A 23,588-nucleotide genomic window follows, 5' to 3' on the forward strand; every position below is an offset into this window, starting at 1 on the left:
GGAAGGGGAATTCTACTATGAAAAAAACGATTGATTTGAATTGTGATATGGGTGAAAGCTTCGGCCAGTACAAGCTGGGAAATGACGATGAAGTGATTCAATACATCTCTTCGGCCAATGTGGCCTGCGGCTTTCATGCGGGAGACCCGAATATTATGGATCATACCGTCAAAATCGCCAAAGAGCATGGTGTGGGAGTCGGAGCCCACCCCAGCTTCCCGGATCTGTCTGGATTTGGGAGAAGGAACATGGACATTCCTAGAGATGAACTGATGAACCTGATTATATATCAAATCGGCGCTCTGGATATTTTTTGTCAAAAATACGGGGTAAAAATGACGCATGTAAAGCCACATGGAAACTTGAACAACATGGCTGATTCCGACGAACAGCTGGCCATTAATATCGTTGATGCTATCCTATCTGTCAGACCCGATCTTCCGGTGTTTGTAAAGCCGCATTCTCAGCTTCACAAGGTGGCCGAGCGGAAGGGGCTTCCGTTTAAACTGGAAATATTCGCGGATCGTGCTTACCATAAGGACTTCTCGTTAGTATCCAGAAGAGAAGAAGGGGCCGTGATCTCCGATCCGGAGTTCGTAGCGGAACGGATTATCCGGATGGTCACAGAAGGAAAGGTAAAAGCAATCACAGGGGAAGAGATAGAAGTGAATGGGGAAACAATCTGTGTCCACGGAGATACGCCGACAGCATTGGAAATGATTAAAATTATAAAAAGCAGATTGAAAGAGGCTGGAATAGAAGTGAAATCGCCGTTTGCTTAAGCAATAAGAACCGAGGTGGTCATCAATGGAAGCTCACGCAGAAATTTGGCCTTATTTCTGCTGGAATTGACCCAATGATTCCAACATTAATAGTTACATGAATTAGCAAGCTGACAAAGCTGTCGAAAAAAATGATAGCAGTTTTCGAAAAAATGGGAAGCTAGAAATGAAATGTTGGCTTTTTATGGTTCCATTAAAAATATGCGAACAAAGAGGAATGTAGATGAATCAAAGTGTCATTAAAGCGCTGGAGCTTTTAAATTTTTTCACTGAAAATGAGGTTGACCTCACCCTGAGCGAGTTTGCGCAACGCTCAAAATTGCCAAAAGCGACTGCATTTCGGTTACTGTCGTCCCTGGAGTATATGGGTTTTGTTGTGAAATTAAGACATTCGGACCAGGACGTCCGCTACCGGCTTGGACTGAAGCTGATGGAACTGGGCAGCCTTGTGGCGGATCAGTTGGAATTGCGCAGGGTGGCCCAACCCTTGATGAAGCAACTTCAGTCGGAAATCAACGAGACCGTCCACCTTGTTATCCGGGAAGGAGATGAGGCGGTTTACATTGAGAAAGTGGAGAGCAATCATGCATTGCGGCTGTACACGAGAGTAGGGAGAAGGTCGCCGCTCTCGCTGGGTTCCGGTCCCCAACTCCTTCTTGCTTTCTTACCCGAGTCAGAGCAGCAAAGGATTATTTCGGGGATGACATTCCAGAAATTTACCGAGAACACCATAACAAGCAGCAGCGATTTGCTTGAAAAAATCCAAAGGACGAAAAAACAGGGCTTCGCCTTAAGTTATGGTGAACAGGATGAGGGGACAATCGGAATCTCTTACCCTGTTTTCGACCGGGATGCTCATGTGATTGCCGCGCTTAGCGTGAGTGGGCCTGATTCCCGCTTATCCGGCAAACACATGGCGTATGCCCAGCGCAGAACAGAAGAAATTGCCAATGAGATCTCCAAGAAGCTGGGGTATATCAAGGGAACATTCTCGGTATGAGGGTAACGGTAGTAAAAGTCGCTAATGAATGAAAGGGAGCATTTTCCATGTTAAAAGTATGGGGATGGAGGCAGGGCGGAATTGAAAAGAGGAGGAAAAAATAATAAAAACCCGCAATCAGCTCTGCGGGTTTCCTGCATTTAATCAGTTGACCTTAATACTTGGATTGAACGGGAAGAACATGCCGCTCGGGTTGTTTTTCCAAATCCAGACGTGCAGTGAATATTCCGGGATGGCGCCGGGAGGATCAAATTGCTGGCCGAAAAGTGTGTTTGGTGTTGTCGATATATACTCAACGCCCACCAGCTGCACACCACCGCCGTTTTTAGGAACATACAGCAAAACTTCAGGCTCCGATGCGGATACTTTTGAATCGATGAGGGAAGGGTTTACGTAATGTAATCCCATTACGCCCAGACCTGGAACGGCGACGAATTCATCTGTTGGTAAATATCCGTCTTGGAGGGCTTTTTCGACATTATGGTACTTGGCCGTTCCCTGACGGGCCTCCGCCAAGTCCGCCTGGCCTTGTGCCCCGGCAGCCGCAGCCATGCCAAACAGCAGGGCAACCCCTATGATGAAGCCTGTTAATTTCTTCACTAATTTCTCCTCCTTAGAGAATTTTCTTATGACACTTCAGTGTCAGCCAGTTCAGAAATGGAGTGGGAGGAATAGGGGATCACCTCCAGATAAGTGGATCTTAATAGACTGCATCCAACTTGAAGCAGTAACTTTTTACATAAAAGGTTATTTCTTAAGTATTGAGCGTATCGGCAAACTACGCAGGCATTAATGTTATTTGCATTCTCGATTCAGGATCAAAACTCAATTCAGCTTCTGATATTTCCTCCCCGAACTGCCTAGAGTCATTATACAGACAGTTATTTGATTTTTCTGTAATCTGAATCACACAAAGCTGCCTGGACCTCAATGATTTTTCTTTGGGGATTGCGGATAAACCCGTCTTTCTTTAATTTGTGAATATTAATAGAAGCAGCTTCCCGCGTAATGCCCAGCATATTCGCAATTTCCTGGTGAGACAATGGAAAAGGAATTTTGACATAGGCGGGTCCTTTGCATCCGTATGTATCGGCCATGCTTACCAGTAAATGTTTAATTTGCTCCCTGACATTTGCGGTAGCCATCATTTTGAGAAGTTGTTGCTTTTCATGTAGCCGGGCTGACAGAATTTCCATCGTTTTCAAGGTGATTTGCGGATAGGCCAGTTGGAGTTGCTCATAGTTATCTTCGGAGATGGAGCATAGCATTGTGTCGGTGATTGTGGCTATATAAATTCCCTCGGTTCCAAAAGATAATGGACGCATATACCCGAATATGCTATATGGCCCCAGAATACTGATGGTAAAGACCTTCCCGTTTTCAGTAATATCGTAGATTCTGACCGCGCCATCTTTTATAAAATATAGTTTTTCTTCTGAGCTTTCGGGGGTTTGAACAATGGTATTTTTTTTGATTTGTTGATAGTCGATGAGAGGAAAAACTTGTTGAATTTCTTCTTCTGTTAGAAAATCAAAAAAAAGCGATTTTCGATAGAAACCACATCTGATCTAAAGACTGGACGAGTTTCATGAACAAGCTCCTCCCCACACGCCTTTTTATACTTTATGATTACAAAAATAGCTAGAACACTAATTTATAGATACAATTACCTATTAAATTCTCACTTTCTGCTGGATTTCCTGCCTGAATAACCAGTTTTCTCGAAAAAAGGATTACCGGGTGATTGAGGGGTAAAAAGAAGGAGCCTTGACATGAAAGAGTTATCGCTCGAATCTAAGGAGTTTCAGAGAATTCTACATAACCTTTATCTTAAAAATCTTTCTTTGAGCCTAACGCTTCACAGAAAGGTGATTGACCAAGGAAGTGTTAGATGAGAGGAAAAAATAAAGCACCCAAGCCCTGAAAAATGGTTGCGGGAAAAGGGTGCTTTTATAGGTTGCTTCAACCGCGCAAATGGCAACGGAGATAGAGACTGTGACTGTCCTACGTTTTTAGTTACGCTTGCTAACAATACTAAGTGAGAATTTAAAGCTACATTTCACAGGTTTTAGATAAAGCAACATCCGGAACGAGAAAAACAGCTAATCGTTCCGGATGTTGCTATAGTCTTAAGTTTTATTCCTTCACATGAACTTCGATTGGCTCACCAACAACATTCCACTCCTGCCCCAACATGGAAAATGTATGCTTCACAAAGACTTGGGCAGTGCCAGGTGAGACAGCTTCGATTGTGTTTCCACTGACTTTGACCACATTGGTTTTTTCAGCAACGAATAACTCAGATTCGATGTTCTCTTTTTTGGCAGTACGGTAGTCTATGAAAGCTTTTGCCTGTACGGCAGAAGTTTTACCTGGTTTTAGGTTGATTTTTTTGATTGGCGTTTCCAGGCTGATTGGCGAGTCCGTCAGCCATTGCATGTAGTCTGTGATTGGCCCGATCAGTCCTTGTGCCAGTTTGTCACGGAAGGGTTCCTCGTTGCGGAATGTCCAATGCATTGTGAGCATTCCGCGCTGTCTCATGTATTGGATGAACTCTTTATAGGCGCTTCCGTAGCTTGCATTCAGTGTTACGTTGTAAGTTGTTCCATAGTCCATCATTTTTTGTGCGTTTTTGATCTTTGTGCTTGGTGTTCCTGGAACTGTCGCGGAATAGAGGTATCCGACTGGAATTTCGGGATTTAATTCGAAAGATTTTACCATGCTGCCAAGATTAAAGCTTTGAAGGACCACTTGGTCAACCATGCCTTCCTCTTCGATTTCCCCCATCACTTGTTCTTCAATGTCCACATCTTTTAATTCAACGAGAAGAATGACATCCTTTCCTTTGAATTCTTGTAAAAACTCCCGGAAGGTTGGAACCTTTTCACCAGCAAATTCCTCGCTGAACTTAATTCCGGCATCAAGCTGGCGGATTTCTTCCAAGGTAAGATCACGGACAGCCCCTGTACCGTTGGTTGTCCGGTTTACAGTGGTATCATGCATGATGACAATGTGTCCATCTTTTGTAATCTGCAAGTCTGTTTCTATTTGATCCGCACCCAGATCGTAAGCAAGTCGGTAACCAGCCATTGTATTTTCCGGAGCCATTGACGGAACTCCCCTATGTGCTGCAACAATTGGCCGTTGAACGATTGTATTTTTCGGGTATTTGTCCAGTGCCTCAACAGTGGCAGCCGGGTTGCTTGTGATGATTCCGTCCACACCCGTATGGATAAGCTCATGAGAATCATTCTCTGTTTCGGCTCCCAATCCCCACACCGCGACCATTCTTGTGTGCAGGTAGTGCACAGTTTCCAGCGTGAGTAATTTTTGCGGGATTACCGCAACTTTGGCATTACTTGAATGGACAGTCCTGACAAGTTGATTAAGGTCATGTTTGTTAAAGGAATTTTTAGTGTATACGATGCCGCCACGGGCTGTTGGCATCATGGTTGTAATTGCTTTTACTATGGTCGGGTTGGAAGAGACGATATGTACGTCTGTTGTCTGCGTTTCATTTAGAATATCAACAACTTCCTCTTCAAGTCCTTTCTGCTCAATTTGCAGGATTGGAATATGTTTATTTTGAACGGCAGTTAGTGTTTCCGAAAGCGGCAGACCGTTTGTCATTAACTTTCCTGCGCCATTCCGTTCAACTTCCAGAAGAACGGATGCTGTATTTGAATTCGATGCTTCTGAAAGAGAGCTGCCGATCAGTGTAGGTGCATTAATGATGTTTGTTTCAGTCTCTCCCGGGAGGAAAGCGCCTGAATTATCAATTGGCGGCAAGTCCTGGTCGAATGTCGATACTTTCACATTGTCGAAAAGGACAGTGGATCCGTTTGCCTGAAATCCGATGTCGCCATTGGACCAATTTGCTGCTTGGTCGGTATTGATGACAAGTTTGTTATTAATAAAGTGCTGTACGCGGTTTTTGCTTGCAATGATTTTGAGCCGGTACGGCTTATTGTACTCAAAATTTTCCGTGGAAAAGGTTGCTTCAGGGACAACCCATCTGTTTTGGGCGTTTCGTTCAGCAAATTCAACACCATTTAATGCGGTGGTTCCTCTTCGAATGGCAAATTGATAATACGGGTAGTTTTCAGATTGCACTCTATACATTAAAGATGCCCAGCGAGTGTCTTCGACAGCGGAGACAAATGTCATATCTGCTTCAAAAACGATGTTTCCATTTTTATCAGGGAGGGGTACTGCTACTCTAGCTGGCGATGAAGAAGAAGGTGAGGTTAATTTTAACTTTCCATTCTCAACCTTGGCTTGTCCTTCAATTGCTTTCCAGCCATTTGGCAAGTCGCCATCAACCTGATCAAAATTCTCTTCAAGCAGCACCGGTTGTTCTGCATGGACCGTATTGCTTGGGGTAGGGGGAAAGCTAGCAATTGTGATAAGCATAATCATTGCACCGATGGCTAGCTTCTTGAGTTTCTGATTTCCCATTCCAAATTCCTCCTTTTTTGATATAAAAATCCTAAACAGCAACCGATTAGAAGTATAAATGATTAATAATTTTCCGGATAGACTAAAATGGAAATATTTACAATAATTTTACATCTACTTTACAAAGGTAGTTCCTTTATGCTGGTGTGTGAGTCGCTTGGACTAAATATCTTATAGGGCTTAACGGATGGGTTGGAATTAATAGTGATCGCTACATTATTAAAACCCTTTTACGGTATTCGTAAGGTTTGGCAGTTAATTTGGAAAAAAAATGTCGTTGAGGGTTAGGAGATTTTTTAAAAGAAGACGAGGATGTAGAGGAAAAGTTGTTACATCTTATTGCGGCTAACTTGACGAATTCCTTCCAATTAATAACCTATTGGGTTTTATATCCTATTAGGAATTGGAGGAAGTCCAAGCTTCGTTTTTTATGCGCGTGCTGTTGAGCTGGTGCGTACAGATTTTAGATTAAGAAATAGCCAGTGGAAGACTTTATTTCCACTGGCTATATTGATTTTGATTATGAGTCAACTTACTTTAAATTTGGTGATAAAAATTTTAAATCCCCAACGCTTCCTCCGGCGTCACATACGGCCGGTTCTGCTTTCTGCCTGTTTCTTCTAAAGTCAATTTCCCTTCGTAGGTTGTAAGGCCTCTTCTTAAATATTTGTTATCCACCAACGCTTCCTCGACCCCTTTGTTTGCCATTTGCAGCAGGTAAGGGAGCGTCACGTTGCATAATGTGGTTGTCGCCGTCCACTTCATACACTGGATCGTCGTGAGTTGTGGATCTCGTCGTTTCAATGGCTCCGGCTTCGTCACAGGCGAAGTCGACGATTAGGGAGCCTTTTTTCATTAACCCAAGCATATCCCTTGAAACCAGGTGGTCTGTCCGCCATTTCGGCCACAGGATGCAGTTGATAAGTACGTCGGTTCTTTTCAGGCACATTTCCAGGTTGCTCTGGTTGGAGTAGAGGAATTCGACGTTTGGCGGCAATTGTTTTCTTGCCTTTTCTAGTTTGTCGCCATCGATGTCCAGAATGGTCACTTTGTTTCCGAAGGCGGCGGCCAGTTCGGCAGCGCCCAAACCGGAATTTCCCGCACCGATGATGGTGATCTCAGGTGTCCTTACGCCGTCCACCCGGGATAGGAGCACACCGTTTCCGCCATGGATTTTTTGGAAGAAGTTGAGTGCAGAGATGAATCCGCCTTTTCCTGCCAGGATGCTCATCGGTTTCAATAGCGGGAATTCTCCGTTAACATCGTCAACGTCTTCGTAAGCGATGCCTGTGATATTTTTCTCAAGCAACACGTCGGTCTGTTCCTTGTAGGCGTTGGAATGGATATAGGTGAACACGACCTGGTTCTCTTTTAGCAATGAGTATTCTTCCGGTAAGATTTCTTTGACTTTGTAGATCAAGTCCGCTTTTTCAAATACTTCTGCTGCTGTATCTACGAGCTGAGCTCCTTGTTCCGCATATTCTTGATATCTGTCACCTTGTCAAAAAATTTTACGCATGTTACCGAAGTTGGACCGTAAAAATCACGGTTCGGATTAAAGAGCGGCTAAGGCGATTATGATGTTTCGGATAGGGATAGACCTATATGTAGGCGGATTAAAATTGGAGATCCGATCATTCCGCGTAGGGTTATAATATACATGTCGAAAAAAACCGTCGTAAAATATTTTTTGAAATATCCGTCAAAAAAGTTTGCTATCTTAGGATATATCTGTTATTCTTAGGAAGAGTTATTTTTGCTCTCTTTCAGATTGAAGAGGTTTTGTTTTTCGTCTAAGGTATTTGAGCAAGGATAGTAACACAATGTGTGGATATCCGCACCAGGAGGCAATGTAATAATGGAACAAGGTACAGTTAAGTGGTTTAATGCAGACAAAGGTTTTGGATTCATCGAGCGTGAAGGTGGAGACGACGTATTCGTGCATTTCTCAGCGATCCAAGGTGAAGGTTTCAAATCTTTAGACGAAGGTCAAAGCGTAACTTTTGATGTTGAACAAGGACAACGTGGCCCACAAGCTACAAACGTTCAAAAAGCTTAATAACAACCAGTAACAGGCCCTGCTTATAGGGCCTGTTTTTTTTATGCGCACCGGACAGACCAAGTACCCTGTGCGCTTCTTAAATCAGTTCTGGTTTGCTTAAAGCACCTGTAAAAGCGTCTTTTCTGATCCGAAGAGGATGGGTTCGAATAAATTTTCCGGCAATGCAGCGCAGTTTTGTGCAACAAATCGCTTGATCTTTCTTTCATTCAATATTTCCATCATAATATGGATGGCGCTTGCTGTCCAAGTGAAGCGAGGGACATCCCGGTGAGGAATGTCCTTTTATTGTAGGCAGAGGAAGGAATTATGGAGCAAAATCAATCTGCCCGGTGATCAGCAGAATAATGATGATGAGCCAAAAGATGAAGAAAGACGATGACAGGATGAGTGAGATAAAAGGGAGTGTATTCCTTTCCGTTTTCTTCACCAATCCGATAACAGAAAGTACGATACCTATTCCAGTCAGCGCAAAGGTGATATAGTCTCCTATCAGGTTCCCGACATTGGCGATTCTGGTCGGAGTGACAAAGACAATGAAAAAGCAGATGATGCCGATTGCCAAGGCAGAAAAACTGATGATTCCATGTTTCTTCTGGGGCGTCGGTTTGTTGTTCAAAAAAGCACCACCTTTCCGAAGGCGATTCCTATTATTTTATTAATACGGCTGTTTGGGTATTTAGGTTTCAAAGATTGAACTAGGGATTATTTTTTTAAAAAAAGTGCATTTTTTCTGTGGAAGTAGCAACCTTTTAAAAACTAGGCTCAAAGCTAGAATGGTTGAACCGTTTCATTCTTGGATTCAGACTCGAAAACGGGCAATCAAATGAGGGTTAACATTGTTTTTCATAGGCAATCTCATTAGTAGATATTGCTAGATGAGGTGATAGATTATGAGAGCATTGATGACAAAGGAAGACTTTAACAAGAAAGCAGATTTACCAGAATGGCTACCGGAAAGCTATGCCACCTTTCATCAGACAGTGACGGATAAGACGTTTCCCTGCTATTTCGGCATGAGCGGTGAATTGAGGGGTGAGTTACGTTATGCATACATATCACAGGATGATTGGTCGAATTTGCCTGCTGCGCTGCTGGATTTCCTGAAGTTGTTTAAAGACCCGGACCATAAAAGGCATGGTTTGTTCGTTTTTGTAGAGCCTTTTGAGAGGGAAGGAGATTTGGAAGAATACCGCAGGCAGTTCTGGGACATTTTACAGTATTTGCATGATATTGATGAAGTCGAATGGCCTTCAGATCGGCCGCGCAATCCAAATCACTACTTATGGGATTTCCATTTTGATGGCGAACCGATTTTTGTGTTCGGCAATGCTCCCGCGTATAAACAGCGTAAAACGAGGGACTTGGGGCAATCAATGGTTCTTGGCTTCCAGCCTAGGCGCATTTTCGAGGGGCTGAAAGGCACGGAAAAAGACGGAATCATGTCAAGGGAAAAAGTGCGCCAGCGTGTAGAGGTTTGGGACCAATTGCCAAAGCATCCGGATATCAGCCATTTCGGTGACCCTACTCATAACGAATGGAAGCAATTTTTCATTGGGGACGACGCTGAACCAATCACTACAAAATGTCCGTTTACCCATAAAGAGATGAAGACAATATAAAATTCGGTGTAGCGGTTTCGAGTACATCTGGAAACTAATGCGCTACTCGTTTTAAAAATTAATTTATTCTAGGCATTCCGTTAAGGAATGCTTTTTTTATTAGGCCGGATATTTTTTCAGCAGTTCTAACAGACTATGCTTTTCCAATCCTCCCGGATTCTTCGTTTATATTTTTCTGTTAGTGGATAATTTCATCAGTAAAAAACACCCTAAATAAGCAATGCAAGTAACCCCGAACAAAGCAAAGACTCCCGGCGTGAAGACTAAGTATAAACTGAACGGCAATGACCATACGAATGCGATCATCATTAGCGATTGCTTAGATGTTAAGGATGAAATGACCGCTAAACAGGCAGGAAGAAATAGCATAAGAAATGAGATTACGATTGTATCAGTCCCCGTAATGTTTGAATGAGGGTTAAAAAAGTTGAGCACAGCCCACAAGGTGATGGTGGCTAATCCGCTTATTACCCCTATATATTTTGCCGCTTTTTGCATTGCGATCACCTCCGATTTTAAATTAAGTTTTATATACTATGAAGTCTTCTTTCCGTTATTTTCCTATATACTATAAAAAAAGAGAAGTTATTAAGAGGGGAATAATATGAAGATCGGAAAACGGATATTGATTTTTTCGTTTGTGGCTATTGTTGTGGGTATCGCAGCTTGGATTACCGTCGCTTTTAATGGCTTGCCGTGGAAGGAAAAGGCGGTTGCTGCCAAACTTGAAAACTATTTAGAGGAAAAATATGATCAGGAGTTCACTTTGAAAGAGTCCTTCTATAATTTCAAGGATGGAAGTTATGGTGCATGGTTTTATCCTACTGAGGATCCAAAGCTCGAGTTTTACGCTGAGGAAGGATTTGCGGAGTATACATATGTTGATATTTATCCCGAAGTATTGTGGGCCCGCCAATTGAAGGAGGTGGTCCAGCCAATAGCCAAGGAAGTTTATCCAGAGATTGAAAAAGTTGATACGGGTTACGTCACCTATGAAAGCTTGGACATTGTAAAAGGACCAGATATCCCTCCTTTCGATAAAGCAGGAGCCATGCTAAGTGTTCGACTTGAAGTGGAGGGAGCCTTTTCGGAATCGGATGAGCAATGGAGTAAGGTAGCCGATTTGGTTGAAATAGTGCAGGGGCTGTCACCCGCAATTGATGCTTCGTTCGATTTTATTGATAAAAAAGAAGGTATTGAAACTTTTATTACGTGCCCGGCCAAGACGGAGGCTGAGATAGGATCAGTTCAGCAAGCGAAGAAATCTTGTTCGCTAAGCAAATATAATATGGAGACGGATATGGCTTTGGACGACTAACTCTGTAACTTTTTTCAAGTTGAACCGTCTAATTAAGAAAGGCGTAAGGCGCCCGCCTATCGGCGACAAGCACAAGGCGAATTGCGAGGAGGCAGCTCCTCAGCCACCACAGCAATTTGACTTGTGACCTCGAGCCGATGGCGCCTGGAGCTAGACATTTATAGAAAGGGGGATCAATGGATGAAAAAGAGATGCTTGAATTGTTTGCTTGCTGCCTTTCTTCTCATCTTTTTGGGTGCGTGCAGCTCAGGTAGTTCCGAAGAATCAAAGTCAACCAACGAAATGGCCAAGATGGATTCGACGGCCGGTTCGAATGAGATTGCGATGAACCAAGAGGAGATGTCTACCTCAGAAGATAAGGCTGTTGATCAGCCGGAAAAGATGCTGGACGAAAGAATGATCATCCACCGCGCAAACCTGGATGTTCGGGTGAAGAGTCTGGAAAAAGCCCAGCAGAATATCGAGAGAAAAGTGAAGGAATATGGCGGCTACGTCGTGGAAGCTAATGAATATCGAGATGAAAATGAACTGATGAGCGGCCATATGATCGTCCGGATTCCGGAAAAACATTTTCAGGCATTTTTGAAAAACGCAGAGGAAGCCGCTGCTGAAGTTTTGAGCAGAAATGTCTCTGGGCAGGACGTAACGGAGGAATACGTGGATTTGGAGTCGCGCTTGAGATCGAAGCGGGCCGTGGAGGAACGGCTGCTTGATTTTATGAAGGAAGCGCAAAAGACCGAGGATCTTTTGAAAATTTCCAGTGACTTGGCGAAAGTACAGGAAGACATTGAAGTCCTTGTCGGGAAAATGAAATATCTTGAAAATCAGACGGCCTTTTCAACTGTGGAAATATTCGCGAATGAAAGCAAGGTCGTTATTCCTGGCGTGGGCGACGGTGACCTGGATACATGGGAGAAAACGAAAAAGCAATTGGCTGTCAGCCTGAACTTTTTGCTTGCTACAGCATCAGGGGTGGTTGTGTTTTTTGTGGGGAACCTGCCGATCATTCTTCTTTTGGGATTGATTGGAGTGGGAGTTTATTATTTAGTGCGAAGGAAAAGAAAGAATCCGAAGGAATGAGGCTTGAAAATTTATAATTTTGCGTTAAAACAGGGTGAGTATACATCTATAAAAGCGGGGTGGGCAGCGGCCGCTCTCGAGGAGAAGGGCTGTGGGCAAACTGTTTAGATGACTGGATCTATGCCCCACGGGAAGTTATGTTTTACCCCGGCTATCGTTATGATAAAACCATAAAAAAAGGTCAACCAGAAATATTTTCTTTTCTGGCTGACCTTACAATAGGAACGAAGCAGCTCAGTTGAAGAGTGTTGTTTAACTTTATTAAAACAATCGGCCCTTTTTAATGGAAGTCTCTGTTAAACTACAAGGTTGATAATTGGTCAAAAGGAATGGGAAACCCTATGGATATAGGGTTTTCCATTCCTTTTACTAACAAATTTGTTCGTTACAGTGGTGGGTTTTCCACGCCTAAATGAATCCAATCTTCTTTTGGTGGTCCATAAACACCAAAAGGTTTTATTCCTGCTTGACGCATAAGAATTGTAGCTTGTCCACGATGATGAACAATGTGCTTGATTAGTCCCATTAAAATTTGAGCATTAGTTTCTTCCCTGCCAAATGCAGTTTGCACTTCCTTCAAAGAGTCGTCTGTCCATTGTTCTTCGATTACTTTGATCGCAGAAGAACTTATGTGTTTAAAGGTTTCAGCAATTTCTTTAGCCGAGTTAGGGACATTTTCTGCATTTTCTACTTCATCTACTTTCAACCCGAAGTGAGCTAAATATTCTGGAATATTTGTTGTGAAATGCCAAACAATTCTTCCCAAAGTACGCCCTTCTGAGTAAACTTTTTGTTTCAATGAATCATCAGTTAAACCATCCAAAACCTTTTGAGTTAGCGTTGCCTCCCAATTCCATTCTCTAATAAAATCTGCAATCGTTACATACATATTATTTATAATCCCTCCATAATCCACATTTCTATGATTTTTCCGGAAGAAATATTATAAAACATTCGTTTGTGTTTTTCGACTCTCCTTCCTTACGATCTTTCGTTAGTTCGGTAATTGCTGCACATTGAGTTTTCACAGTCGCAAACTGCCATATGTGCTTTCATTTCAAATAAAAATGATGTTAATACAAATTCTTTAATATGCTGATTGATGCTTTCGTTACTATGACTATCAACAAATATAAACCAAGTAAGATAATTATAGTATTATCTTATTATTTTCCTGGCTTTTAATAAGAATACAAAAAGAAATGACTCTCCCTTGCTTAGACCGGCGAGGAGAGTCATTTCTTCTTATCAGGTAACTGCACTTCTTACAATGTAGCTCATATGCCGGGATGCCAGCAGCAGCTGGCGTCCCTTTTTTATTTTATGATGGTACCTTCTAAAGTAGAACTATCAGGTTTGTTTTTCCCTAAGAATAAATAATGGTTTGAACAGTGCCTTGTATTGTATGCAACACTGAAAAGGAATGAAAGAAAACGCTGTACTTAAAAGTGATCTTAATGAGTGGAGCACTGAAAGGTGTCAATGGAAAATTAAGTTTTTACCTCAATAATTTTTATCATTTAAACCGATACTACATGCTGAGGTGAGAACATGTATAAGCTGTTGACTCATAATGATCTGGACGGAGTTGGATGCGGTATTTTGGCGAAACTCGCTTTTAGAAAAGATGTCAAGGTCCGTTACAGTTCCGGGGCGGGACTCGCTCGCGAAGTTGAATGGTTTTTTGAAAATGATGATCGTGATACCTTTTTGTTTATTACGGATTTGTCCGTAAATGAAGAAAATGAAGAAAGACTTCAAACATTTCATGAGGCGGGTGGGAAGGTACGGCTCCTTGATCATCATAAAACGGCATTGCATTTTAACGATTATGAATGGGGCCAGGTCAAAGTCGAAGACGATGAAGGAAAGTTAACCTCTGCGACTTCTTTATTTTATAAATATCTCGTTGATCATAACCTCTTGGAGCCGACCGAGGTTGTAGCTGAATTTGTCGAGCTTGTCAGACAGTATGATACCTGGGAATGGGAGAAAAACGGCAATCACCAGGCCCATCGATTGAACGCGCTCTTTTTTTTGGTGTCGATTGAGGAATTTGAAGAGAAAATGATCGGCAGGCTGAAAACAAGCGCTCACTTTGATTTTGATGAGTTTGAAAAGAAGATTTTGGACATGGATGAGCATAAAATGGATCGCTATATCCGGCGAAAAAAGCATGAGCTTGTTCAGACACAAGTGGGCGGCCTTTTTGCCGGAGTCGTTTATGCGGAATCATATCATTCGGAACTTGGAAATGAACTCGGTAAAGAATACCCACATCTTGATTACATCGCTATTTTAAATATGGGTGGAAAAAGGATGGGTTTTCGAACGATCCACGATCATGTGGACGTCTCTGAGGTTGCAGGACATTTTGGAGGCGGCGGTCACGCGAAAGCCGCTGGCTGCTCCTTAAATGAAGAAGCCTATAGACAGTTTGTCGTGGAAACTTTTCATATAGAGCCATTACGGGAGGATGCTAAAAGGAATCGCTATAACTTGAAACACTCCTTATTCGGCTCCTTGTACAAAAACTCGAAAGAGGAGGTCTTTCTCCTATATCCATTAAATGAAACCGACTGGGCCATCGATCACTATAACAATAGGTTGGATAAGACCTTTTCCAGTTTCGATGAAGCAGAAGTTTTTCTAAAAAGAAATTATGGCGTATGGCTTGTAAGAGATGAGACATTTGTTAATTACCTAATGGAAGAGGTAAAGGCGAGCAGGGGGAGTGAGTAGACCAGGTTTGCTGTGGAAACATAACAACTAGAAATCTGAGGTCAGGTGTTTTATATGAAAAAATTAGCGTTGTTCATCTTTGTCCTTTTTATCTCATTCCTGCCATCGCCAGCATTTGCAGAACAGCAAATACCTATCTTGATCTATCACTCAATCGATGAGTACAAGGGAGTCGGTGCGAAAGAATTGTATGTAACCCCGGAAAATTTCGAGAAACAAATGATGTATTTGCGGGACCATGGATTCACATTATTAACATTTGAACGTTGGAGGGACATTCATAAAGTAAACAAACCGATCTTTATTACGTTTGATGATGGCTACAAGAATAATTTACATGTCTTTTCGACTTTTAAAAAGCTGGAGACCGAAAGTTTTAAGCCTGCGGGAACTCTTTTTGTCATCTCTGACTTTATTGGCCGATCGAATCGATTATCAAAAACGGATCTAAAAATGATGGCAGATTCAGGCTTGCTCTCCATCCAGTCCCATACGGCTACACATCCAGATTTAACAAATATAAAAAATTTCGATTATGAACTGGGAGTGTCCAAAGAAAAGATTCAAAAAATAACGGGCAAACCGGTCATTGCACTTGCGTACCCGTACGGAAAATTTAATGACAAGGTCATATCGGAAACGAAGAAGTACTATAAGTTCGGAATTGCAACAATCCCTGAGCCATTTTCCGAAAAAGGCACGAAGAATGAGCTTTACAAATTACCGCGAATATATATTAAGTATTCAACAACGATGGACGAATTTGCGGAGATTGTTGAGAGGAAGTAAAGGCGGGTCAATTTCGGATGACAATATATTGGATAATTTTAAGCTACCAAATCCATGCGGTTTTTTTGAAAAAAATGACCGTATGGATTTTCTTCTTCGTACAGGGAGCCCACTAGCAGAGAGGGGCAGCGGGTCTATTGTGGAATGGACCTGCCACAGCCCTTTCTACATTTGAAATGGTGAACATACTTCAGGCGACATGCCTGCAAAATCCGAAAAGTTGTTTGTTGGGTAACCGAGAGAGGTTCATAGTGATTGAGAAAGCGAAAAAATTGTTGGTAGGGTACTCCCCCTAAGTGACAGCCGTACCGGAAAAAAAGCTGACAGGGCCACTAAGAAGGGGTCTAAGTGACCGACGTGTGCGAAAAAAAACTGATACGGTCACTAAGAAGGAGCCTAAGTGACCGCCGTGTGCGAAAAAAAGCTGACACGGTCACTAAGAAGGGGTCTAAGTGACCGACGTTTGCGAAAAAAGCTGACACGGTCACTAAGAAGGGGTCTAAGTGACCGCCGCGCCAGAAAAAAAGCTGACACGGTCACTAAGAAGGGGTCTAAGTGACCGCCGCGCCAGATAAAAAGCTGCCACGGTCACTAAGAAAGGCTCTAAGTGACCGACGTTTGCGAAAAAAAGCTGATACGGTCACTAAGAAGGAGTCTTAGTGACCGCCGCGCCGGAAAAAAAGCCGATACGGTCACTAAGAATGAGCCTAAGTGACCGACGCACCGGAAAAAAGCTGATACGGTCACTAAGAAGAGCTGTGAAGAGTTCATAGTGACCGAGAAATCGAACAAATCGATTTTGGGGTAACCAAGAAATAAATTGTACGTTGTGCCCCCTATAGGTATTGCACGGTTCTAAAACACCGAAATCAATTGTTTCTAATTAAAAAGTCCAAACCACTTCGAAAGGCCCGCAGCTAGTTATTCTGATCAAGTCCGTCAGATTTTCTACACGAAAATTCGATTAGGCCCAAGCTTTGTCAGATTAATAAAACATTGTTGACTCAATGAGTTACAATTAATATTCAGGACGCATCTAAATCTAATGGACAAGAGGTGCCGCACTATGAACATGGAAAAAGTTTTTGAAGAGAGATTGAAGAAGTACAAGCTGATTGCTGCCATTAAAGAGCCCAAGTCAATTGAGAAGGTAATTAAGTACAAAGATAACATTTCTGCTGTCATTTTGATGACGGGAAATATTTTAAACGTGAAACAGTATGTGGATGTGCTTCAAAGTGAGGGGCTTCCTGTCATTTTGCATGTCGAGAAGATTGGCGGATTGCAGGTGGATCAATATGGAATTGATTTTATTATCGATTATATTAAGCCGTTTGGGATTGTCACGACAAAATCTGGAATTATTAAACGGGCTAAATCAAGAGGGATGTTTGTTGTTCAAAGGATTTTTTTAATAGATACAGAGGTTTACGAGCATTTGCTGAACAGTTTGGAACACCTGCAGGCAGATATCGTAGAAATCATGCCGAGCCGGGCGCCGGATTTTCTGGACAAGCTGTCAGGCGCTTCTCCTGTCCCTGTCATCACGGGAGGGTTGCTTTCCACAGTTAACCATGCAAAAGAGGCTTTGGAACATGGAGCCGCTGCAGTTACAACCTCCAATACGGAAATGTGGAAACTGGATATGAACAATCTTTAAGTAATCTTTACAATACATTTATAACAAATAAACAATAGTCTAGTATATTGATAATTGAAAAGTACATAGCAAACAGGCGCAATGAGAGAGGCCGCAAATATCTGTTGTTGAAGAACAGTATATTTGCGGTCTCTTTTTGTTGGAAAGGGGGATTTTAAAAGACGGCAATAAAAAGCTCCAATTTTACTAGGACAATAACTTACTTTGAAAGAGGTTGAAAATCATTGAAGAAAACTCCAATATTTCTTGCACTCCTTCTGTTTGTTTTTAGTCTGTTAAGCGCATGCGGCATCTCTTCGAGTTCTAATGCTGACAGCGACAAATCAGGTGATTCCAAATCCGGTGAATCCAATGGAACGATTGACTTAACCTGGTACTACCCGGTTAACGTCGGCGGCGAAATTACGAAAGTGATTGACGGATATGCCGAGGAGTTCAACAAAGAAGGAATCGAAGTGAATGGAAAAAAAGTCACGGTTAAACCGGTCTACAGCGGAAACTATGATGAGTCCATGACAAAGGTTCAGACGGCTGTTAAAAACAAAAAATCTCCGGATATGGCGGTGCTCTTGTCCGTAGATTTATTCCAATTGAAAGACTCCATCATTCCTTTGGACGACATGATTGCAAAAGATCCGGAAGCTAAAAAAATGATGGATGATTTTTTCCCTGGATTCATGCTGAATTCACAGGCAGAAGGAAAAACATGGTCTGTCCCGTTCCAACGTAGTACGGTCTTGCTTTACTACAACAAGGATATGTTCAAGGAAGCAGGTCTTGATCCTGAGAAGGCTCCTGTCAACTGGGATGAGGTCGTTGACTACGGTAAAAAGCTCTCTACAGATGGCAAGTGGGGAATTGAGTTGCCGGCTACAATCAGTGGCTATTGGATTTATCAGGCATTGGCCCTTCAAGCTGGCGAAGGAAACTTGATGAGTGATGACGGTAAAGAAGTTTATTTTAACTCAGATGCGGCCAAAGAGGCTCTTCATTACTGGGTTGACTTGTCCAAAAAACACAAAGTGATGCCTGAGGGAGTACTTGACTGGAATACTGTTCCTGCCGATTTCATTGAAGGAAAAACGGCCATGATGCTCTCAACTACAGGGAACCTGACGAATGTTAAAAACAATGCTGATTTTGAATTTGGTGTAGCCTATTTGCCGGAAAATGAGCGGGCAGCCACTCCGACAGGCGGCGGGAACTTCTACATCTTCAAGGACATTTCCGAAGAGCGACAGCTCGCTTCTATGGAATTCATCAAATGGATTGCGGATTCGGAGCGTGCGGCCCAGTGGAGCATTGACACAGGATATATTGCAACCCGTCAGTCAAGCTATGAAACTACTGCGCTAAAAGAGTACACAGATTCTTTCCCGCAAGCGTTGACTGCTAAGCAGCAGCTGGAAAATGCCCATAAGGAAATTTCCGTTTACGAGCAAGGGAAGATCATCAAGATTTTATCCGATGCCATCCAGGCGGCCATTGATGGGGCAGACGTGGATGAAACTTTGGAAAAAGCGCAAAAAGACGCTGAGGCGCTGCTAAAACCATACAAGTAAAACGTCGTCTCAGCTGCGCAGTGAGATTCTAAAGTTCTGAAAGTCAGTAATCGTTCGATGAGGTGAAGGAATTGGGGAAAAGCAAACAATTGAAAGAAAATGCAGCAGCCTGGCTTTTTCTCCTTCCGTCCCTCATATTCCTCATTATGTTTACGTTATATCCGATGATCAAGACGCTGATCATGAGCTTTTTTCAATCGGACTTATCAACGGCAGATCCGGTTTATATCGGTTCGGGTAATTTTAAAATGATGTGGGAAGATGAGGTATTTCGGAAGGCTTTTATCAATAATCTATGGTTCGCTATAGGAACTGTTCCAACGAGCGTGCTGATCGGGATGGGCCTTGCTATGCTGGTCAATCGCTCAATAAAGGGAAGTGGTCTGGCACGGACGTTTTTCTTTTATCCCGTTGTCATACCAATGGTGACCGCAGCGTTTATCTGGCTGTTTTTCTATACGCCCGAGTACGGGATGGTCAATAGCCTGTTAAAGGTTTTTGGTGCAGGGGAAATGAATCTGCTCGGAAACTCGACTACGGCGCTCATTGCCATCATGGTGATGGTGATCTGGAAAGAAGCTGGGTTCTTCATGGTCTTCTATCTGGCCGCCCTTCAAAATATTCCGAAGGAATTGCTGGAAGCATCCTATATGGATGGGGCATCCAAGTGGGTCCAATTTCGAAAGATCATCTTTCCATTGCTGATGCCGACGACCTTGTTCTCTTTTATCATCGCAACAACGAATGCGTTCAAAACCGTAGACCAGTTGGTAGTGATGACGCAAGGCGGGCCGAACAACGCCAGCAACCTGCTGCTCTATTATATCTATGAAAGTACTTTCCGTTTCATGGACTATGGAAAAGCAGCGACTGCGACAGTAGTTGTATTAATTTTGATGCTTGTGGTCGCCTCCATCCAGTTCTTTGGGGCGGATCGGAAAATTCATTACAGTTAAGGTGGTATACAGTTGAATCGCCTCATCAGTATTTCGACATATGTTTTAGCTCTACTTTGGGCCCTTCCACTGTTTGGAATCATCTATATGGCCTTTAAAGATGTAAAAGCAGATGGGTACTCGTTTACACTTAACAATTTTGCCGAAGCTTGGAAGACAGCTCCCTTTGCACAATATTATTTGAATACAATCATTATCGTTGTAGTGATCTTGGCTGTGCAGCTTGTCACGATGACGCTTGCTGCCTATGCGTTTGCCCGGATGAATTTCATCGGGCAGGGGATTATGTTCCTGCTGTATCTCGTGCAAATCATGATTCCGATCGAGCTATTGATTTATCCTAATTCAAATACGATTGCCCAGCTCGGAATCTACGATACTAAGTTAGCAATCATGGTCCCGTATTTCATTTCCGCTTTTGGGATTTTCTTACTGAGGCAGACATTTAAAGGAATTCCGTATGAATTAGAAGAAGCTGCAAAAATGGAAGGCTGCAGCAGACTTCAGACGATATGGCATGTGTATGTTCCATTGGCTAAACCGACGTACATTGCCTTCGGCCTGATCTCGGTGTGCCACCAGTGGAGCAACTTCTTATGGCCGCTGATTATCACGGATTCGGATATGAACCGTCCATTGACAGTCGGACTTTCCATGTTTGCCAAAGCGTCTGATTCCGGAGCCCAGTGGGGAGTCGTTGGCGCTGCAACTTTGTTTGTTGCCTTGCCGCTGCTCATGGCCTTCTTCATCTTTCAAAAACAGTTCATTTCAAGCTTCATGCATTCAGGAATCAAGTGAACAAAGGGGGAAGCAGATTGCGTTACTCTATTTCGACTTATACATTATTCGCATTGCCCATTGAGCCGGCTATTGAAGCCCTTATTCTAAAAGGGGGCTGGAAGTCGATTGAAATCATGGGGGAAGGAAAGTATCATGGCAGGCTTCTGCTGAATATGGAAAGGTCAGAAATTGAAAATATGGCAAGGCATGCAAAAGAGAACGGTGTTTCTTTCGGATTTCATTTGCCCATTGAAGGGTTTAATCCCGCGTCTCCAGATGAGGAGACGGAACAGATTTGGAAGAAATGTTTGTTGATAGCTGAAATATTGGAAGTGGAGTATGTATTATTCCATTTGGGCAGCAATCCGTCAATTGTTGCCGGACTGAAATCCGCGGCCGATTTTTCAAAAAAAATGCTTCAGGAATTGCCTGAAAAAACAAGGCTTGTGATTGAAAATGTTCCTGATGCGGAAAATGCCGTTGGTGCTTCTATTGATGATCTCGTTTCAGTCATCGAAATGATCAATGATCCGCGTGCAGGCATCATGCTTGATACAGGGCACTGCTACATGAATGAGGGTGAACAGTTTTTAGATGAATGCCAAAAAGCTTTTCCGCATTTGTACGGCCTGCATATCAATGACAACCATGGTGAAATGGATGAACACTTGCAAATCGGTGAAGGAACGATTCCTTTCCAACCTGTGCTCTCAGCTTTAAACGGCAAGCCGCTCAAGTATGTGTTTGAAACTAATACTGTGGAACGTGCCGAACATTCGATGAATCAGGTGAAAATGAATCAATGGGGGTTGCAGGATGTCAAAAATTAAGCTGAGAAACGTGTGTAAACAATATCCTGGCAGCAACGATTATTCTGTGGAGAACTTCAATTTGGATATTCAAGAAAAGGAGTTTATCGTGCTTGTCGGTCCTTCTGGCTGTGGAAAATCAACATCTTTAAGGATGATTGCGGGTCTGGAAGATATTTCTGAAGGGGATTTATTCATTGACGGTAAAAGAGCTAATGAGGTGGAACCGAAAAACCGGGGGATTTCCATGGTTTTTCAGAACTATGCGCTCTATCCTCACATGACCGTTTTTGAGAATATGGCTTTTGGATTGAGGCGTCAAAAAGTGCCGAAAGATCAAGTGAAGGCGAAAGTAGAAGAAGCGGCCAAGATACTGGAGTTAACCGGCTTGCTTAAAAGGAAACCAAAAGGACTTTCCGGAGGGCAAAGGCAGAGGGTTGCCTTGGGCAGGGCGATTGTCCGGGACTCCGACATTTTTTTGATGGATGAACCGCTCTCCAATTTGGACGCAAAACTTCGTGTTCATATGCGGGCGGAGATTATCAGGCTACACCGTCAACTGGGGAAAACGACAATTTATGTAACGCATGACCAGACGGAAGCGATGACGATGGCAACAAGAATTGTCATTATGAAGGACGGGCTGATTCAGCAGATCGGAACTCCTTCCGAGGTCTACAGAACTCCCCATAATGTATTCGTGGCTGAGTTTATCGGGCAGCCGGGGATGAATATATTGAATGGCAGGGTTCAAGGAAACCGATTTATCATCGGTTTGGGCGAAGCGGTCTATCAGTTATCAAAAAATGAGGAAAAGCTTATTAAGCAAAATAATGGTGATGGTGTCATTGTGGGAATCAGGCCGGAGGATATTACGATCTCCGCTCGAGAAACCACTCTCAAAGGAAGCGTCGAATTAATAGAAAGAAACGGAGCAGAGATGCTTGTTCATACACGCCTGGCCAACCAAGAAATTGTAATTAAATGTAAAACGGACGATCATTTACAAAGTGGAGACAAAGTTTTTCTTACATTTAATGAAAATGCAATCCACTTATTCGACAAAAGCTCAGAGAAACGGTTAAAGAATATGGAAGTTCGTCGCGAGGCTTTACTTACTTCTTGTTGAAATTGGAGGAGGCACTGGATGTATATAAATGACTTTGAGGCGTATTGTTTTGATTTGGACGGGACGATTTATTTGGGAAATGAAATATTGCCCGGTGCAAAAGAGACGCTCGAAATGTTAAGAATGAATGATAAGAAGGTCATGTTTATTACCAACTCGCCCACCAGGACACGGGAAGAGTGCAGGGAAAAATTGGAGGAATTTGGAATCGCGGTAAATCAAGATGAGATACTTACAGGCCCGTTCATCTCGGCACTGTATTTTTCGGAGAATTTTCCCGACGCACTCATTTATGTTGTCGGCGAAGAAGCAATCAAGACTGAATTTGATCATTTTTCATTGAAAATGACGGATGACCCTTTGGAAGCGACACATGTCCTCGTTGGGCTTGACCGTTCTTTTACTTATGAAAAATTGAACTTGGCCATGCATGCTGTCAGAAACGGTGCAAAAATCATTGTGACCAATCCGGATCCGACCTGTCCGGTTCCAGGAGGGGTCGTTTCCGATACCTATGCCATCGCCAGGGCCATTGAAGTCGCTTCGGGCCAGTCAATCTTCCAGGTGACAGGGAAGCCTTCCGCTTTTTACGGGGAGCGAATACTTAAGGAATTGAATGTTGCCAGGGATCGGTGCTTGATTATTGGAGACCGTCTGGAAACCGATATTCTTTTGGGGAAATTTAATAAAATCAGTACCTGTCTTGTTTTGACAGGAGTGACAAAGCAAGAGGATGTTGATAAAGCGAAGATTTACCCGGATTATATTGTCAATGACCTCAACTCGTTATTTTTCAACGTAAAACAACCTTGTTGAGGAATCAGAAAAGGTCAAAGAGAAGG

Annotated in this window: 22 protein-coding genes and 2 pseudogenes; 15 read left to right on the forward strand and 9 right to left on the reverse strand. The window is 42.8% G+C overall.

Annotated elements, in window-relative coordinates; translation table 11 throughout:
- Positions 1 to 17: 17 nt before the first annotated feature.
- Together D4T97_RS02235 and D4T97_RS02240 are read left to right on the forward strand one after the other, a co-directional pair.
- A complete protein-coding gene (locus D4T97_RS02235) occupies positions 18 to 782 on the forward strand; it encodes a LamB/YcsF family protein (protein WP_126047224.1) in 765 nt (254 codons plus the stop codon).
- A gap of 223 nt (positions 783 to 1,005) precedes the next feature.
- Positions 1,006 to 1,782 (forward strand): IclR family transcriptional regulator, encoded by a 777-nt coding sequence (locus D4T97_RS02240; RefSeq protein WP_126047226.1) that lies wholly within the window; start codon positions 1,006 to 1,008, stop codon positions 1,780 to 1,782.
- Between the two features lie 144 nt (positions 1,783 to 1,926).
- Here the strand turns inward: D4T97_RS02240 and D4T97_RS02245 are convergent, their stop codons facing one another.
- From D4T97_RS02245 to D4T97_RS02265, 4 genes and pseudogenes are all read right to left on the reverse strand, one after another.
- Positions 1,927 to 2,382 carry a hypothetical protein gene (locus tag D4T97_RS02245; protein ID WP_126047228.1) on the reverse strand — a complete coding sequence of 152 codons (456 nt, stop codon included), beginning with the start codon at positions 2,380 to 2,382 and terminating at the stop codon, positions 1,927 to 1,929.
- Positions 2,383 to 2,663: 281 nt separating this feature from the next.
- The gene (locus D4T97_RS02250; RefSeq protein ID WP_328588757.1) at positions 2,664 to 3,350 is read right to left on the reverse strand and encodes a Crp/Fnr family transcriptional regulator; all 687 of its coding nucleotides are present in this window, start codon (positions 3,348 to 3,350) and stop codon (positions 2,664 to 2,666) included.
- A 568-nt stretch (positions 3,351 to 3,918) separates the two neighbouring features.
- On the reverse strand, positions 3,919 to 6,240 hold the full coding sequence (locus D4T97_RS02255; protein ID WP_126047232.1) for a glycerophosphodiester phosphodiesterase family protein: 2,322 nt from the start codon (positions 6,238 to 6,240) through the stop codon (positions 3,919 to 3,921).
- 684 nt (positions 6,241 to 6,924) lie between these two features.
- Positions 6,925 to 7,714, reverse strand: a pseudogene (locus D4T97_RS02265) (alanine dehydrogenase); the annotation flags it as partial.
- A gap of 384 nt (positions 7,715 to 8,098) precedes the next feature.
- On the opposite strand from D4T97_RS02265, the gene D4T97_RS02270 reads away from it, so the two are divergent.
- Positions 8,099 to 8,299: a cold-shock protein gene (locus D4T97_RS02270; protein WP_126047238.1), complete on the forward strand. Its 201-nt coding sequence runs from the start codon at positions 8,099 to 8,101 to the stop codon at positions 8,297 to 8,299.
- Between the two features lie 99 nt (positions 8,300 to 8,398).
- Here the strand turns inward: D4T97_RS02270 and D4T97_RS20955 are convergent, their stop codons facing one another.
- Both D4T97_RS20955 and D4T97_RS02280 read right to left on the reverse strand, forming a co-directional pair.
- Positions 8,399 to 8,524 carry a sigma 54-interacting transcriptional regulator gene (locus tag D4T97_RS20955; RefSeq protein WP_328588749.1) on the reverse strand — a complete coding sequence of 42 codons (126 nt, stop codon included), beginning with the start codon at positions 8,522 to 8,524 and terminating at the stop codon, positions 8,399 to 8,401.
- A gap of 82 nt (positions 8,525 to 8,606) precedes the next feature.
- The gene (locus tag D4T97_RS02280; RefSeq protein WP_126047240.1) at positions 8,607 to 8,918 is read right to left on the reverse strand and encodes a hypothetical protein; all 312 of its coding nucleotides are present in this window, start codon (positions 8,916 to 8,918) and stop codon (positions 8,607 to 8,609) included.
- Between the two features lie 274 nt (positions 8,919 to 9,192).
- Between D4T97_RS02280 and D4T97_RS02285 the strand changes: the two genes are divergently transcribed.
- On the forward strand, positions 9,193 to 9,921 hold the full coding sequence (locus D4T97_RS02285) for a YqcI/YcgG family protein (protein ID WP_126047242.1): 729 nt from the start codon (positions 9,193 to 9,195) through the stop codon (positions 9,919 to 9,921).
- Between the two features lie 165 nt (positions 9,922 to 10,086).
- Here D4T97_RS02285 and D4T97_RS02290 read toward each other — a convergent pair whose 3' ends face one another.
- Positions 10,087 to 10,419, reverse strand: coding sequence for a hypothetical protein (locus tag D4T97_RS02290; RefSeq protein WP_126047244.1), 333 nt, complete (start codon positions 10,417 to 10,419; stop codon positions 10,087 to 10,089).
- A gap of 106 nt (positions 10,420 to 10,525) precedes the next feature.
- Between D4T97_RS02290 and D4T97_RS02295 the strand changes: the two genes are divergently transcribed.
- Both D4T97_RS02295 and D4T97_RS02300 read left to right on the forward strand, forming a co-directional pair.
- A complete protein-coding gene (locus tag D4T97_RS02295; protein WP_126047246.1) occupies positions 10,526 to 11,239 on the forward strand; it encodes a YfjL-like protein in 714 nt (237 codons plus the stop codon).
- A 180-nt stretch (positions 11,240 to 11,419) separates the two neighbouring features.
- The gene (locus D4T97_RS02300) at positions 11,420 to 12,319 is read left to right on the forward strand and encodes a DUF4349 domain-containing protein (protein ID WP_126047248.1); all 900 of its coding nucleotides are present in this window, start codon (positions 11,420 to 11,422) and stop codon (positions 12,317 to 12,319) included.
- Between the two features lie 385 nt (positions 12,320 to 12,704).
- Here D4T97_RS02300 and D4T97_RS02305 read toward each other — a convergent pair whose 3' ends face one another.
- Positions 12,705 to 13,208 carry a DinB family protein gene (locus tag D4T97_RS02305; protein ID WP_126048028.1) on the reverse strand — a complete coding sequence of 168 codons (504 nt, stop codon included), beginning with the start codon at positions 13,206 to 13,208 and terminating at the stop codon, positions 12,705 to 12,707.
- 135 nt (positions 13,209 to 13,343) lie between these two features.
- Positions 13,344 to 13,471 (reverse strand): annotated as a pseudogene (locus D4T97_RS02310) (IS1595 family transposase); the annotation flags it as partial.
- Between the two features lie 399 nt (positions 13,472 to 13,870).
- Here D4T97_RS02310 and D4T97_RS02315 point away from each other — a divergent pair.
- The 9 genes from D4T97_RS02315 to D4T97_RS02355 all read left to right on the forward strand — a co-directional run bounded on the left by D4T97_RS02315 (position 13,871) and on the right by D4T97_RS02355 (position 23,562).
- A complete protein-coding gene (locus D4T97_RS02315) occupies positions 13,871 to 15,061 on the forward strand; it encodes a DHH family phosphoesterase (protein ID WP_126047250.1) in 1,191 nt (396 codons plus the stop codon).
- A gap of 54 nt (positions 15,062 to 15,115) precedes the next feature.
- Entirely contained in the window at positions 15,116 to 15,850 is a 735-nt protein-coding gene (locus tag D4T97_RS02320; protein ID WP_126047252.1) for a polysaccharide deacetylase family protein, read from the forward strand.
- Positions 15,851 to 16,916: 1,066 nt separating this feature from the next.
- Positions 16,917 to 17,510 (forward strand): glycerol-3-phosphate responsive antiterminator, encoded by a 594-nt coding sequence (locus D4T97_RS02325; RefSeq protein WP_235872129.1) that lies wholly within the window; start codon positions 16,917 to 16,919, stop codon positions 17,508 to 17,510.
- 224 nt (positions 17,511 to 17,734) lie between these two features.
- Positions 17,735 to 19,072 carry an ABC transporter substrate-binding protein gene (locus D4T97_RS02330; protein ID WP_126047254.1) on the forward strand — a complete coding sequence of 446 codons (1,338 nt, stop codon included), beginning with the start codon at positions 17,735 to 17,737 and terminating at the stop codon, positions 19,070 to 19,072.
- 71 nt (positions 19,073 to 19,143) lie between these two features.
- Positions 19,144 to 20,028, forward strand: a complete 885-nt coding sequence (locus tag D4T97_RS02335; RefSeq protein ID WP_126047256.1) for a carbohydrate ABC transporter permease — start codon at positions 19,144 to 19,146, stop codon at positions 20,026 to 20,028.
- A gap of 12 nt (positions 20,029 to 20,040) precedes the next feature.
- Positions 20,041 to 20,826, forward strand: coding sequence for a carbohydrate ABC transporter permease (locus tag D4T97_RS02340; protein ID WP_126047258.1), 786 nt, complete (start codon positions 20,041 to 20,043; stop codon positions 20,824 to 20,826).
- 17 nt (positions 20,827 to 20,843) lie between these two features.
- Positions 20,844 to 21,638, forward strand: coding sequence for a sugar phosphate isomerase/epimerase family protein (locus D4T97_RS02345; RefSeq protein ID WP_126047260.1), 795 nt, complete (start codon positions 20,844 to 20,846; stop codon positions 21,636 to 21,638).
- Positions 21,625 to 22,746, forward strand: a complete 1,122-nt coding sequence (locus D4T97_RS02350) for an ABC transporter ATP-binding protein (RefSeq protein ID WP_126047262.1) — start codon at positions 21,625 to 21,627, stop codon at positions 22,744 to 22,746. The genes D4T97_RS02345 and D4T97_RS02350 overlap by 14 nt, the downstream gene beginning before the upstream one ends.
- Positions 22,747 to 22,764: 18 nt before the next feature.
- On the forward strand, positions 22,765 to 23,562 hold the full coding sequence (locus D4T97_RS02355) for an HAD-IIA family hydrolase (protein WP_126047264.1): 798 nt from the start codon (positions 22,765 to 22,767) through the stop codon (positions 23,560 to 23,562).
- Positions 23,563 to 23,588 lie beyond the last annotated feature (26 nt).

The sequence above is a fragment of the Siminovitchia acidinfaciens genome (assembly GCF_003605385.1).
GTDB classification, from domain to species: Bacteria; Bacillota; Bacilli; order Bacillales; family Bacillaceae_C; genus Siminovitchia; species Siminovitchia acidinfaciens.

Coding starts and splice junctions, on each gene's coding strand:
- D4T97_RS02235 (WP_126047224.1), top strand. CDS start 18: ATGAAAAAAACGATTGATTTGAATTGTGATATGGGTGAAAGCTTCGGC.
- D4T97_RS02240 (WP_126047226.1), top strand. CDS start 1,006: ATGAATCAAAGTGTCATTAAAGCGCTGGAGCTTTTAAATTTTTTCACT.
- D4T97_RS02255 (WP_126047232.1), bottom strand. CDS start 6,240: ATGGGAAATCAGAAACTCAAGAAGCTAGCCATCGGTGCAATGATTATG.
- D4T97_RS02270 (WP_126047238.1), top strand. CDS start 8,099: ATGGAACAAGGTACAGTTAAGTGGTTTAATGCAGACAAAGGTTTTGGA.
- D4T97_RS20955 (WP_328588749.1), bottom strand. CDS start 8,524: ATGATGGAAATATTGAATGAAAGAAAGATCAAGCGATTTGTTGCACAA.
- D4T97_RS02285 (WP_126047242.1), top strand. CDS start 9,193: ATGAGAGCATTGATGACAAAGGAAGACTTTAACAAGAAAGCAGATTTA.
- D4T97_RS02290 (WP_126047244.1), bottom strand. CDS start 10,419: ATGCAAAAAGCGGCAAAATATATAGGGGTAATAAGCGGATTAGCCACC.
- D4T97_RS02295 (WP_126047246.1), top strand. CDS start 10,526: ATGAAGATCGGAAAACGGATATTGATTTTTTCGTTTGTGGCTATTGTT.
- D4T97_RS02300 (WP_126047248.1), top strand. CDS start 11,420: ATGAAAAAGAGATGCTTGAATTGTTTGCTTGCTGCCTTTCTTCTCATC.
- D4T97_RS02305 (WP_126048028.1), bottom strand. CDS start 13,208: ATGTATGTAACGATTGCAGATTTTATTAGAGAATGGAATTGGGAGGCA.
- D4T97_RS02315 (WP_126047250.1), top strand. CDS start 13,871: ATGTATAAGCTGTTGACTCATAATGATCTGGACGGAGTTGGATGCGGT.
- D4T97_RS02320 (WP_126047252.1), top strand. CDS start 15,116: ATGAAAAAATTAGCGTTGTTCATCTTTGTCCTTTTTATCTCATTCCTG.
- D4T97_RS02325 (WP_235872129.1), top strand. CDS start 16,917: ATGAACATGGAAAAAGTTTTTGAAGAGAGATTGAAGAAGTACAAGCTG.
- D4T97_RS02350 (WP_126047262.1), top strand. CDS start 21,625: ATGTCAAAAATTAAGCTGAGAAACGTGTGTAAACAATATCCTGGCAGC.
- D4T97_RS02355 (WP_126047264.1), top strand. CDS start 22,765: ATGTATATAAATGACTTTGAGGCGTATTGTTTTGATTTGGACGGGACG.